The organism is Oceanisphaera sediminis, assembly GCF_039539745.1.
GTDB lineage: Bacteria > Pseudomonadota > Gammaproteobacteria > Enterobacterales > Aeromonadaceae > Oceanimonas > Oceanimonas sediminis.
Genome location: NZ_BAABDS010000010.1, coordinates 121568 through 134642 on the forward strand (window position 1 = coordinate 121568; position 13075 = coordinate 134642).

The window sequence follows — 13075 nt, forward strand, 5'->3', positions numbered from 1 at the left end:
TATGAACAGTAGAATATTGGGAACTGGCAGCTACCTGCCTGAAGCGGTACGCACCAATGCCGACCTGGAACAAATGGTAGAAACCAGCAATGACTGGATCGTCGAACGTACCGGAATCCGGGAACGTCGCATCGCCGGGGCAGAAGAAACTGTCGCCACCATGTCTTATGGCGCCGCCCTGCGTGCTCTGGACGCCGCCGTCATAGACGCGCAGCAGCTGGACATGATAGTGCTGGCCACCACCAGTGGCGATAACGCCTTTCCGGCCGCCGCCTGCGAAGTGCAGGCCATGCTGGACGTGCCGGGCATTCCGGCATTCGATCTGGCCGCCGCCTGCGCCGGTTTCAGCTATGCCCTGAGTGTGGCCGATCAGTTCATCCGTAACGGTCAGGCCCGTCACATCCTGGTGATTGGGGCCGATGCCCTGTCACGCATGTGTGAGCCGGGCGATCGTTCCACCATCATCCTTTTCGGTGATGGTGCCGGTGCCGTGGTACTGGGCGCGAGTGAAGAGCCGGGCATTCTGTCCACGCATCTGCATGCGGACGGCCGTTACGGCGAGCTGCTCAAGCTGCCCCAGCGTCAGCGCGGCGTCAGCGGCAGTGAGATGGACGCCTACATGAGCATGAAGGGTAACGAAGTGTTCAAGGTGGCGGTCTCGCGCCTGAGTGAAATCGTCACCCAGACCCTGGCCGCCAACGGCATCGACAAATCCGAGCTGGACTGGCTGGTGCCGCATCAGGCAAATTACCGCATTATCAATGCCACCGCCCGCAAGCTGAACATGCCGATTGAGCGGGTGATCCTCACGCTCGACAAGCACGGCAATACCTCGGCGGCCAGTGTGCCTATTGCGCTTGACGAGGGCGTGCGGGATGGCCGTATTCAGCGGGGCCATCTGGTACTGCTGGAGGCCTTCGGTGGCGGTTTCGCCTGGGGCTCGGCCCTGGTGCGCTTCTAACGACCGGCTTGTTTTTTAAAACGGATTCGTTTTCAAAGAAGGACAGACAATGACATTTGCCATTACCTTTCCCGGACAGGGATCTCAGGCGGTGGGCATGCTTGCGGGCGTGCTGGCCGAGCATGATATCGTGAAGCAGACCTTTGCCGAGGCGTCCAGCGCCCTGGGTTACGACCTGGCCGAGCTGGTACTGAGCGGTCCGGCCGAAGAGCTGAACAAGACCTGGCGTACCCAGCCGGCCTTGCTGACTGCCTCGGTTGCCCTGTGGCGCCTGTGGCAACAGCAGGGCGGTGCCCAGCCGGCCGTGATGGCCGGTCACAGCCTGGGCGAGTACTCGGCGCTGGTCTGTGCCGGTGTACTGAGCCTGACCGACGGCGTCAAACTGGTCGAATTGCGTGGCCAGTTGATGCAGGAAGCCGTGCCCGAAGGCACCGGCGCCATGTCGGCCATTATCGGTCTGGACAACGACACCATTGTGGCCAACTGCGCCAAGGCGGAAGAGGGCGAAGTGGTGTCGGCGGTGAACTTCAATTCACCCGGCCAGGTCGTGATCGCCGGCAACAAGGCGGCGGTAGAGCGGGCCAATGTACTGATGAAGGAAAGCGGTGCCAAACGCGCCCTTCCGCTGCCGGTCAGCGTGCCTTCACACTGTGCGCTGATGCGAACAGCTGCCGAGCAGCTGGAGCAGACCCTGGCCGAGATGACGTTCAACGAGCCGGCCGTGCCGGTGATCAACAACGTGGACGTCAAGATGGAAACCTCGGCGGCGGCCATCAAGGACGCCCTGGTACGTCAGCTGTACAGTCCGGTACGCTGGACCGAAACCGTGGAGGCCATGGTGGGGCAGGGCGTGACCCTGGCGCTGGAAGTCGGCCCGGGCAAGGTGTTGTCCGGCCTGGCCAAGCGTATCGACAAGCGGGTCGAGGGCCTAGCGGTCAACGACGATGCCGGCCTGCAGCAGGCACTGGCGGCAGTACAGGCTTAACTATACACAGCAGAATTGATAAGGGATGGCAGAGTGACAGCTAAGCCGACCGTGACATGCCAGGGACGGCATGTCCGAGCCCCCAGGGAGGGGTTTATGGCGTGTCGGCGTGCTTCGCTCTGCCAGCCCTTTGCACAATCGAAGGAGTCACTATGAGTTTTTCCGGTAAAGTGGTACTGGTCACCGGCGCCAGCCGGGGTATCGGTCGGGCAACCGCCGAGCTGTTTGCCAGCCGTGGCGCGACCGTTATCGGTACCGCCACCAGCGAAAAGGGTGCCGAGGCGATCGGTGCCTATCTGGGCGACAATGGTACCGGTCTGGTACTGAACGTGACCGATGTCGAGTCCATGAATCAGCTGCTGGACACCATCAAGCAGCGTTATGGTGATATCGATGTGCTGGTCAACAACGCCGGCATCACGCGCGATAACCTGATGATGCGCATGAAAGACGACGAGTGGCAGGACATTCTGGACACCAACCTGACCTCGGTGTTCCGTCTGTCCAAGGCGGTACTGCGGGCCATGATGAAGAAACGTCACGGCCGTATCGTGACCATCGGCTCCGTTGTCGGCACCATGGGTAACGCCGGTCAGGCCAACTATGCGGCTGCCAAGGCGGGACTGATTGGGTTCAGCAAATCGCTGGGTCGCGAAGTGGCTTCGCGTGGCATTACCGTCAATGTGGTGGCGCCCGGATTTATTGAAACCGACATGACACGTTCATTGAATGAAGAGCAAAGGGCCGGTATCTTGTCACAGGTTCCAACACAACGGTTGGGCGACCCGAAAGAAATTGCCTCTGCCGTGGCTTTTTTGGCTTCGGATGAGGCCGGTTATATCACAGGTGAAACGCTGCACGTAAATGGCGGCATGTACATGGTGTGATGAAAATCTCCGCAGTTAGGAGCTATTTGACGGAAATAGCGACATTATTGGCAGTTTTTCTGGTTTGACCAGACTCAAATAGTCTTGCAAACTACGGTTAATTTAATACACTACCGCAACGACACGCACTTGCGTATTTCTAAAGGATAATACTGGTCATGAGCAACATCGAAGAACGCGTAAAAAAAATCATCATCGAGCAACTGGGTGTTAAAGAAGAAGAAGTTAAGTCTGAAGCCTCTTTCGTTGATGATCTGGGCGCCGATTCCCTGGATACCGTTGAGCTGGTAATGGCTCTGGAAGAAGAATTCGACACCGAAATTCCTGACGAAGAAGCTGAAAAAATCACTACCGTTAAAGCGGCAGTTGATTACATCAACGCTAACCAGGAATAATAAACCTGTACCGAAGTGGCTATCGCCACTTCGGTTCTTTCCCCGTTTTAACCCCCATTCGGAGACGCTCCTGTGTCCAAACGCAGAGTCGTGGTGACTGGCCTCGGTATGCTCTCTCCTGTCGGTAACTCGGTCGATGCCAGCTGGCAGGCCCTGTTGGCAGGCCAAAGTGGCATCAGCAACATCGAACACTTTGATACTACCGACTACAGCACCAAATTCGCAGGCCTGGTCAAGGACTTTGATCCCGAAGCTCATGGTATCGCCAAGAAAGAAGCCCGTAAGATGGACTTGTTCATCCAGTACGGGGTGGCGGCCGGCTTGCAGGCCATGGCCGATTCTGGTCTTGATATCACCGAAGCTAACGCCGACCGCGTTGGTGTATCCATCGGTTCCGGTATCGGTGGTCTGGGTCTGATAGAGCAGAACCACACCAACCTGATGGCCAGCGGTCCTCGCAAACTCAGCCCGTTCTTTGTACCGTCCACCATCATCAATATGGTGTCCGGTCATTTGTCGATCATGAAGGGTCTGCGAGGCCCCAATATTGCGGCGACCACCGCCTGTACTACCGGTACGCACAGCATTGGTCTGGCCGCACGCATGATTGCCTACGGTGACGCCGACGCCATGTTGGCGGGCGGCACCGAGAAAGCCTCCACCACCATGGGTATGGGTGGCTTTGCCGCCGCTCGTGCTCTGTCTACGCGCAATGACGAGCCGCAAAAGGCGAGTCGTCCCTGGGACAAAGAGCGCGATGGCTTTGTGCTGGGTGATGGCGCCGGTGTGATGATGCTTGAAGAGTATGAACACGCCAAGGCGCGTGGCGCCACCATCTATGCCGAGATGGTTGGTTTTGGCATGAGTGGCGACGCCCATCACATGACGGCACCACCCGGCGATGGCAGCGGTGCCGCCAAGGCGATGGCCAATGCCATCAAGGATGCCGATATCGCGCCCGAGCTGATCGGATACGTCAACGCCCACGGCACCTCTACCCCGTTGGGTGATGTGGCCGAGCTGCGTGGCATGAAAACGGTATTCGGCGCTCACGCCAATCAGTTGATGATCAGCTCGACCAAGTCGATGACCGGTCACCTGCTGGGTGCTGCCGGTGCCGTGGAAGCCATTTTCAGCGTGCTGGCGTTGCGTGATCAGATTGCGCCCCCCACCATCAACCTGGATAACCCGGATGATGAGTGCGATCTGGATCTGGTGCCTAACCAGGCGAAGAAAGGTCAATTCGAGTATGCCCTGTCCAACTCCTTCGGTTTTGGCGGCACCAATGGCTCATTGATTTTCAAACGCATATAATGGCCTTTTGGCCAATCCCGAGCCCGGCCTTAGCGCCGGGCTTTTTTATTGGGTGATCATGCAAACCATTCTTACAGACACGGATCCATTGTCGGCCCTGAGTCGGGCCTGGCAGCTGGGCGACGGGCATTTCAGTACCCTTCACGCCCAGGCTGGCCAGTTACGCCACTGGCATTATCATCAGGCCAGACTGATGGCTGCCTGTCACCGGCTGCAAATGCCGATGCCGGACTGGAACGCACTTTATGCGGCGGCCCAGGCGGCGTTGAACGACGACGATGAAGTGTTGCGCATCACCCTGGTGCGCGGCCCGGGTGCCCGTGGCTACGGCATCGCCGGCTGCGGCGACACCACAGTGGTGCTGAACCGTTCGCCGTTTCCCGCCCATTATTATCAATGGCGGCAGCAGGGCATCGCCATCGGCGTCTGTGCCGGTCGCCTGGGGCAAAGTCCCTTGCTGGCGGGACTGAAAACCGTGAATCGCCTGGAGCAGGTGATGCTCAAGGCCGAGCTGGAAGCGAACGGCTGGCCGGAAGCGGTGGTGCTGGACGCCGAGGGTAGGGTGATGGAAGCGGTGACCGCCAACCTGTTCTGGCGAGAAGGCGAACGGGTGTATACCCCGGATTTGTCGATGGGCGGGGTTTGCGGTACCTTGCGCGCCTGGTGCGTCGATCAACTGGGTGAACGACTGACGGTGACCCATGCCGGTTTACCCCGGCTGCTGGCCGCCGATGAAGTCTGGCTGACCAATGCCCTGATGGGCGTGGTGCCGGTCACGGCGATTGGCGAACGCGTTTTTAATCCCGATTTCATGATGACGAGAGAATTACAGCAGGCTTATGAACAGACTGACTAAATGGCTGGGGCGCGTATTGCTGCTGGCGATACTGGCACTGGGCGGGCTAACCGCATATGGCTACCAGCAATGGCAGCAACTGGAGCAGAAGACGGTGGCGACGGTGGCAGACAAGCCGCTGTTTGTGGTGGCCCGGGGAGAAACCAGCTTCCATTTGATCAATCGCCTGAGTGCCGAACCGGTGCCCGCCTTGCATCGCAAGCTGTGGTTGCGCTTTCATCCCGAGCTGGCGGCGGTGCGCCAGGGCACCTATAAGTTCGAGCCGGGCACTCGGCTGCGTGATGCGCTGATGACCATAGTGAATGGCGATGTCTATCGCCTGCAGGTGACGCTGGTAGAAGGACTGCGACTGAGTGACTGGTTGCAACGGCTGGCGGGGGCGGAATACATGAAGACCACACTGGCCGAGATTGACGAAGGCGAGCTGGCCAACAAGCTGGGTGTGGAGCGGAACAAGCTGGAGGGGCTGTTCTTGCCCGAAACCTACAGCTATACCCCGGGCGATACCGACATTTCCATTCTGCGGCGGGCCCATGACGAGATGGAACGTTTTCTGGATGACACCTGGGCCGCCCGGCAACCGGGCCTGCCCATCGAGACGCCTTACGAGGCGCTGATCCTGGCGTCGATTATCGAAAAGGAAACCGGTATCGCCGAAGAGCGACCGATGATCGCCTCTGTCTTTGTCAATCGCCTGCGCCGTGGCATGCGGCTGCAGACCGATCCGACGGTTATTTATGGCATTGGAGAAGACTACGACGGCAACATTCGCAAGCGGGATCTGCAGACCCACACGCCGTATAACACCTACATGATTGATGGGCTGCCGCCCACGCCCATTGCCATGCCGAGCAAGGAGGCGATTCTGGCCACCCTGCAGCCGGCAGACAGCAAATACTATTATTTTGTGGCCATGGGCGAGGGGCGCCATCATTTTTCCAAGACGCTGCGCGAACACAATAACGCCGTTCGTCGTTATATTCTGAAAAGGTAATACATGAGCCAGTTTATCGTGATTGAAGGACTCGAAGGGGCGGGCAAGAGCACGGTGCAGCGCCATGTGGTGGCCTGGCTCGAGGCTCGAGGGCTCTCGGTAATGAGCACCCGCGAGCCGGGTGGCACGCCGCTGGCCGAAAAGATGCGCACCCTGGTGAAGGAAGTTCATGAAGAGCCGCTGACCATGGAGGCCGAGCTGCTGCTGATGTATGCGGCCCGGGTACAGCTGGTAAAAAACCGCATTCAGCCGGCGTTGGCGGCGGGCACCTGGGTGGTGGGGGACAGACATGACTGGTCTTCCCAGGCCTATCAGGGCGGGGGCCGGGGTATCGATACCGGGCTCATCAGCCAGATCAAGCAGGCGGTGCTGGGGGACTTCGGCCCCGACCTGATCCTGTATCTGGACATCAATCCGGCACAGGGACTGGAGCGGGCACGGGTGCGGGGCGAGCTTGACCGTATCGAACAGGAGCAGTTGGGCTTTTTTGAGCGCACTCGCGCCCGCTACCTGGAGCTGGCACAGGATAACCCCCGTTGCGAACTGATAGATGCCGGCCACAGTGAAGCCGAGGTAAAAGTCGCGGTCATTGCCTGCCTGGAGCGCCGCCTGTGTATCCCTGGCTAAGTGGTCAACAGCAGCAACTGACCGCGCTTATCCGCCAGCAGCATCTGGGCCATGCCCTGTTGTTGAAAGGGGTGGAAGGTGTGGGCAAGCGCGAACTGGCGCAGGCATTGGCGCATGCCTTATTATGCCAACATACAAATGATGGCCATCATACATCCGGTGAGCAAGGCGTCCCCTGTGGGCACTGTCATTCCTGTCAGCTGATGGCTGCCGGCAATCATTCGGATCTGCATGTCATCAGTGGCAGCGCACGTAGCATAGGGGTGGATGCCATCCGCCAGTTGACCCAGGTATTGAATGAAAGTGCTCGCCTGAGCCATGGCAAGGTGGCGGTGATCGAGCAGGCGGAAAAAATGACCGAAGCCGCCGCCAATGCGCTGCTGAAAACCCTGGAAGAGCCGGCGGGCGAGGCGACGCTGCTGCTGACCAGCTCGCATCCCGAACGACTGCTGCCGACCATTCGCAGCCGCTGCCAGCAGTGGTTGTTACCGGTGCCCGAGTCTGATGTGGTCTTGCGCTGGCTGACCGGGCAGGGGCTGGATCCCAGCCTGGCGGCGCTGAACGTGAACCAGGGCTCGCCGCTCAACACCCGCGATTACCTGATTGCCGGTACCGATCGGCGGCGCCGTGAGCTGTTGCAGCAGTTTGTCGAGCTGGCCAAACAGCCGCGAACCCTGACGTCGGTGCAAAGCGGTCTGCTGGAGCAGCCGGTGCACCTGCTCTGGTTGCAAATGCTGCTGCAGGATGCGCTGCAACTGGCGCTGGGTTTGTCACCGGCCGGGTTGCGGCTGGCCGACAGCGAACCCCTGTGCCGCACGCTGAGTCAACATGGGCCGGAGCGACTGACTCAGGCGCTGAACAGCCTGTTGCAATTGCGCCAGACCCTGCAGCCGGGCACCGGCAGGCCGGTAAATACCGGCCTGCAACTGGGCCAATGGCTCAATGACTGGTTGATTAATACCAGGTGAGGGGTTGAAGTGTGAGGAGTAAGGGGTTTTGTACTGCTCGCCCCTTACACCTCGCCCCTTACACCTCACCCCTCACATGTCTTTCCCCTCACTATCTATTCAAAGGAGACGGTTTTGCTGGTTGACTCCCATTGCCATCTGGACAAACTCGACTACGGAAAAAAACACCGCGACATGGCCGAGGCCGTTCGCAAGGCCGCCAACCGCGGCGTCGATCACATGTTGTGCATCAGCGTCGGCTTGTCATCCTTTCCTGCCATGCTGGAGGCGATAACGCCTTTTCCCCAGGTGTTTGCCTCCTGTGGCGTGCATCCGCTGCATCAGGACGATGAACCCAATGATCCAGCGTTGTTGCGGCAGCTGGCGGCGCATCCCAGGGTGGTGGCCATCGGCGAGACCGGCCTCGATTATTTCTATGCGCCGGAGTCCGCCGAGCTGCAGCGTCGGTCCTTCGAACAGCATGTGGCCGTGGCCGTGGAATTGAACAAGCCGTTGGTCATTCATACCCGCAGTGCCCAGGAAGATACCCTGGATATTCTGCGCCGGGGCGGGGCCGACAAGGTGGGCGGCGTGCTGCACTGCTTTACCGAATCGCTGGAGATGGCCGAAGCCGCCATCGAGCTGGGTTTTTATATCTCGATTTCCGGCATTGTTACCTTCCGCAGCGCCGACGCATTGCGTGAAGTAGTCAAGGCACTGCCGCTGGAGCGGTTACTGGTGGAAACCGATTCCCCCTGGCTGGCCCCGGTACCATTTCGCGGTGAAGAAAACGAACCCGCCTACACCCGCACTGTGGCGGAGTTTATCGCCGAGCTGAAGGGCGTGTCGGTGGAGGCGGTCGCCAAGCAGACCACCGCCAATTTCTTCGAACTGTTCAAGCTGGCTAAGCCGGTCAGTTGCTGAAGCTACATAGCCGTCAGCTATAAGCTATCAGCCAAGAAAACAAACAACACCGAGTCTGAATACTCGGTGTTTTGAACTTTATACCTCACATTAATATAGAAGCGGGACTGCCGACTGAAGTGGCAGATACAAAACACTTTTTTGATCGGTAGCTGACCGCTTACAGCTGACGGCTTAACGCTTTATTTTCCCTGTTTCCTTTCTATCCGTCTGTCCCCTATAGTAACTCTAGTTTCAATTGCGTCTTATCTTTGGAGGTGATGCCTTGCTTGCCTGGCATTGGTGGCTGATTGCCGCCTTGTTGTTGTTGTTATTGGAGTTACTGGGTACCGGTTTCTTCGCCTTTGCCTTTGGATTGGCGGCGCTGGCGGCCATGGTGGTCGCCTGGCTGGATGTTGGCGTCACCTGGCAGTGGTTTACCTTCGCGCTGGCGGCGGCGCTGTTGGCGCCGCTGCTCAAGCGACTGTTTCGCCGCTTTGCACCGTCGCAGCGGACCAGTTTTCTGGCCGGCGAAAATCGCCGGCAGCAGGGAGAAATCGTGCAGCTGGCGTCCGGTGACTTTCGTCTCAAACTGGAGGGCGACCTGTTTATGGTGCGCAGCGCCTCGGGAGCGACATTAACGGTTGGCGATCGGGTCGAGATCCGCCGTTTCGATGGCATTACCGCCATCATCGATTAAAGAGGGAACTGCAATGGATGCGATGTTAGTGATAGCGCTGGTGTTTACGGCCCTGATCCTGGTGTTGATCATCAAGGGCCTGATGATCATTCAGCAGTCGGAAGCCGTGGTGATTGAACGGCTCGGCAGTTATAACAAGACCCTGAGCCCGGGGGTAAACTGGGTCATTCCCTTCGTGGACAAACCCCGCTCGATCAAGGTGCGGCGCTACCAGGCCATCGGTGGGGAAAACGTCGCCGTGGTACAGGAAGAAACCCGTATCGACCGGCGCGAGACGGTGCTCGACTTTCCCGGCCAGTCGGTGATCACCGCCGACAACGTCAGCGTCACCGTGAACGGTGCCCTGTATTTTCAGGTCATCGACCCCGAGCGGGCCGTCTATCAGACCGAGAACCTGATCCAGGCCATCGAAATTCTGGCCAAAACCTCCCTGCGTTCGGAAATGGGCAAGATGGAACTGGATAAGCTGTTCGAGTCGCGTCAGGAAATCAACGACAAGTTGCAGCTGGTGATGGACGAGGCGGGCAACAAGTGGGGCGTCAAGGTCACCCGGGTCGAGATTCAGGACATACTGATCCCGGCCGAAGTCGAAGATGCCATGCGCAAGCAGATGGCGGCCGAGCGTGAGCGCAGGGCGCTGGTATTGCGTGCCAGCGGTGAACGGGAAGCCGCCATCGCCAAGGCGGAAGGCGAGAAGCGCTCCAGCGTTCTGGTGGCAGAGGGCAAGAAGGAGGCGGCGATACTGATGGCCGAAGGTCAGCGCCAGGCCATCGATCAGGTGCTGGCCGCCGGCAACGAGAAGCTGGAGCCGCAACTGGTGGTGGGCTATCTGCTGGGGCTGGAATACCTGAAAACGCTGCCGGAAATCGGCAAGGAAGGGGATCGTATCTTCTTGCCTTATGAAGCCAGCAGCGTACTCGGTGCGGTGGGCAGCATAGAAGCGCTGCTCAAGGGACCGTCAAAATAAACCTGGATTAATCAATCTGGATTAACGGGAAGCGCAGGCTTCCCGTTTTATTTCTATCAGTATTAAACATAATCATGATGAGGGCATAGTTTCGTCAACCAGAGGCAACACAGTCACCTCCCACGACACGCCATTTAGCCTTGCCACTCGCTTTTCAGCCTGCTGCGAACATTCACTGGATGTTTGGTCAGGCTGAAACAACTCGTTACGGAAGCAAGCTGCCCCATGGGGGCTCGGAAATGCTGTCTGACTGCCAGGGAGGGCGGGAATGCCGGAACGGCAGGAGCATTTTCCGGCCATGGCATTTCACGGTCGTGGGAGCCGATCTCTGTTGCCTCTTTGGTACACCGAGTTGCATGTAGGTGGTGCCAACGGGTGATGCCGGAGCTTCAAGGAGAACAAAGGGATCTGCTCCGCCGACCATCACATGACAGGGATGTCATGTGTTGAGCGTCACAGGGAGGTGCCTGAGCGAGTCGGCGGAGCGGCCCTTTGTTCGATGAGCCAGAGGCAGTGAAATAGCTAAGCGGGTTAATGGAGCAGGCATTACTCCCGATCGCACAACAGCCGATAGGCCAGCATGGAGATCAGGGCGCAGCCGCTCATGGTCACCAGCATATACAGCGGCGAACTGTCGGGCAGGGCGGCGACCACGGCGCCCACCAGGGCGGCGGTGCCAAAGCGCAGGGTGCCGGCCAATGACGAGGCGGTGCCCGCCAGATTGGGCAGGCTGCCGAGCAGACTGGCCATGGTGTTGCTGCCGATGGTGGAGATGACGCCGACATAAAGCATGATGGGCGCCACCACCGACCAGAGTCCCCAGCCCATCAAGGGCCCTATCGGCATCAAAATCCCGGCCAACAGCTGCAAACCCAGCGCCAGCCGCAGCATGGTGCGCGAGCCCAGTCGACGAACCCATTTACCGTTTAGCGTGGTAAACAGCATCAGACTCAGCACGTTAAGCCCGAACAGATAGCCGACATGCTGGGGAGACACCCCATAGAGTTCGATATAGATAAACGAGGCGCCGGTGAGAAAGGCAAACATGCCCGCGAAGGAAAAGGCGCCGCAGAGCATGAAGCCGAGTGCCTGGCGGGTGGCGAGCAAGCGCAGATAGCTCCGTAAAATCGACATCAGGTGCAACGGCTGTCGATGCTCCGGTGCCAGGGTTTCCGGTAAGCGCAGGCTGCAGATCAACGCGATCAGGGCGGTAAAACCCGCCAGCACCCAGAAAATGGAACGCCAGCCAAACCAGTGGGCCAAATGACCGCCCAGCATGGGGGCTATCAAGGGAGCCAGCGTCATGACCAGGGTGATATAGGCCATGGTGCGGGCAAAGTCTTCCCGGTTGAACAAGTCGCGCACCAGTGCCTGTACCACCACGGCGGAGGCGGCGCCGGCAAAGCCCTGGGCGGCCCGCAGCCAGGTCAGACTTTCCACACTGTTGGCCAGCGCACACAGCAGGGCTGCAATCATGAAGATCACCATGCCACCCAGTAGCACCGGTCGCCGCCCGCGGGCATCGGAAAGCGGACCAAACAACAGCTGGCCGAGGGCAAAACCGCCGGTATAGGCGGCAAGGGTCGCCTGCACGCGATGGGAGTTACTGGACAGTGCTTCGGCGATGGCGGGCATGGCCGGCAGGTACATATCGATGGCCAGGGGGGTGAGGGCAGAGACGGCGCCCAGCAGAATAATCAGCGGTAAGGTGGCACTGGATGACATAACGCAGCAGGTTCCTCCGAGACAACAACCCGGCTCCCAGCCTGCTGTTGTGATAAGAAAAGTTGTGATAAGAAAATGATTGTCATTTCTGCTAAACAATGAGCAAAAATGACAAACAAAAAAAGCCAGGTACCAAATCCATGTACCTGGCCTAGGGGAATGGCTCATTGACTGAGCCGTGCGCTAGTGTGAAGGCACCAAGAAGGCACACTTCGATTAAACTATCGGCCAGAATACGCTCGCTCGCCAGAAACCGGGCAAAAAAGTTGCCCGAATCCGTTTAAATCAGCAGATCGAGCGGCCTACTATAAAGCCGTTATTGTGTCTTGCAACCGGCGTGACATAATATTACTGTATTTATATACAGATAAGGAGTCAGTTATGGCAGTCACAATACAGTACCTGGTGGTAAGAAACGGAATCGATAAAATGACGTTTACCAATAAAAAAGACGCAGACGCCTATGATCGCCTGCTCGATCTGGCCGAACACCTCGACGAGCTGCTGGCCGACGGCCCGGTCAGCCTGAATGAAACCGACCGCGAAGCCCTGGCCCTGTACCTGGCTGAGCATCAGGATCAACTGAGTGGGCCCAAGAAGAAACCGGCCAAAAAGGCCGACAAGGCAGCGAACAAGTCTGAAGCCGCACATGCTACCGAGAATGACGACGATATTCAGGCCGTTGCCTGAACGCCTGTTTGAACGCCAACACCGTTCAGTTAACGGGAACGATTGGCTTTCAAGCCGACCTTCTGTGCCATGGATGGCGCAGCAGAGCCCCCCAGGGATGGGGTTACGGCGTGTCGGTGGGAAG

At 58.6% G+C, this 13075-nt stretch carries 14 protein-coding genes; 13 read left to right on the forward strand and 1 reads right to left on the reverse strand.

Going from position 1 to position 13075, the window contains the following annotated elements:
* The first annotated feature begins 1 nt into the window (after position 1).
* The 12 genes from ABD827_RS04335 (at position 2) to ABD827_RS04390 (ending at position 10536) form a co-directional block, all read left to right on the forward strand.
* The gene (locus tag ABD827_RS04335; protein ID WP_344962685.1) at positions 2-961 is read left to right on the forward strand and encodes a beta-ketoacyl-ACP synthase III; all 960 of its coding nucleotides are present in this window, start codon (positions 2-4) and stop codon (positions 959-961) included.
* Positions 962-1010: 49 nt separating this feature from the next.
* Entirely contained in the window at positions 1011-1946 is a 936-nt protein-coding gene (gene fabD, locus ABD827_RS04340; RefSeq protein WP_298722956.1) for an ACP S-malonyltransferase, read from the forward strand.
* A 152-nt stretch (positions 1947-2098) separates the two neighbouring features.
* Positions 2099-2833 (forward strand): 3-oxoacyl-ACP reductase FabG, encoded by a 735-nt coding sequence (fabG, locus tag ABD827_RS04345; RefSeq protein ID WP_344962688.1) that lies wholly within the window; start codon positions 2099-2101, stop codon positions 2831-2833.
* A 158-nt stretch (positions 2834-2991) separates the two neighbouring features.
* The gene (gene acpP / locus ABD827_RS04350; protein ID WP_086963052.1) at positions 2992-3228 is read left to right on the forward strand and encodes an acyl carrier protein; all 237 of its coding nucleotides are present in this window, start codon (positions 2992-2994) and stop codon (positions 3226-3228) included.
* Between the two features lie 72 nt (positions 3229-3300).
* A complete protein-coding gene (gene fabF / locus ABD827_RS04355) occupies positions 3301-4542 on the forward strand; it encodes a beta-ketoacyl-ACP synthase II (protein ID WP_298722978.1) in 1242 nt (413 codons plus the stop codon).
* 58 nt (positions 4543-4600) lie between these two features.
* A complete protein-coding gene (gene pabC / locus ABD827_RS04360) occupies positions 4601-5398 on the forward strand; it encodes an aminodeoxychorismate lyase (protein ID WP_344962696.1) in 798 nt (265 codons plus the stop codon).
* A complete protein-coding gene (mltG, locus tag ABD827_RS04365) occupies positions 5382-6392 on the forward strand; it encodes an endolytic transglycosylase MltG (protein ID WP_344962698.1) in 1011 nt (336 codons plus the stop codon). The genes pabC and mltG overlap by 17 nt, the downstream gene beginning before the upstream one ends.
* 3 nt (positions 6393-6395) lie before the next feature.
* On the forward strand, positions 6396-7019 hold the full coding sequence (gene tmk / locus ABD827_RS04370) for a dTMP kinase (protein WP_344962700.1): 624 nt from the start codon (positions 6396-6398) through the stop codon (positions 7017-7019).
* Entirely contained in the window at positions 7004-7987 is a 984-nt protein-coding gene (holB, locus tag ABD827_RS04375; protein ID WP_344962702.1) for a DNA polymerase III subunit delta', read from the forward strand. Before tmk ends, holB begins: the two co-directional genes overlap by 16 nt.
* A 114-nt stretch (positions 7988-8101) precedes the next feature.
* Positions 8102-8890 carry a TatD family hydrolase gene (locus ABD827_RS04380; protein WP_344962705.1) on the forward strand — a complete coding sequence of 263 codons (789 nt, stop codon included), beginning with the start codon at positions 8102-8104 and terminating at the stop codon, positions 8888-8890.
* Positions 8891-9155: 265 nt separating this feature from the next.
* Complete coding sequence (locus ABD827_RS04385) at positions 9156-9569, forward strand: NfeD family protein (RefSeq protein WP_298722999.1); 414 nt, start codon at positions 9156-9158, stop codon at positions 9567-9569.
* Between the two features lie 13 nt (positions 9570-9582).
* Positions 9583-10536: an SPFH domain-containing protein gene (locus ABD827_RS04390; RefSeq protein ID WP_298723002.1), complete on the forward strand. Its 954-nt coding sequence runs from the start codon at positions 9583-9585 to the stop codon at positions 10534-10536.
* Between the two features lie 546 nt (positions 10537-11082).
* Here the strand turns inward: ABD827_RS04390 and ABD827_RS04395 are convergent.
* Positions 11083-12261: a Bcr/CflA family multidrug efflux MFS transporter gene (locus ABD827_RS04395; RefSeq protein WP_344962709.1), complete on the reverse strand. Its 1179-nt coding sequence runs from the start codon at positions 12259-12261 to the stop codon at positions 11083-11085.
* 381 nt (positions 12262-12642) lie between these two features.
* Between ABD827_RS04395 and ABD827_RS04400 the strand changes: the two genes are divergently transcribed.
* Positions 12643-12951, forward strand: coding sequence for a YebG family protein (locus tag ABD827_RS04400; protein ID WP_344962710.1), 309 nt, complete (start codon positions 12643-12645; stop codon positions 12949-12951).
* The last annotated feature ends 124 nt before the right edge of the window (positions 12952-13075 follow it).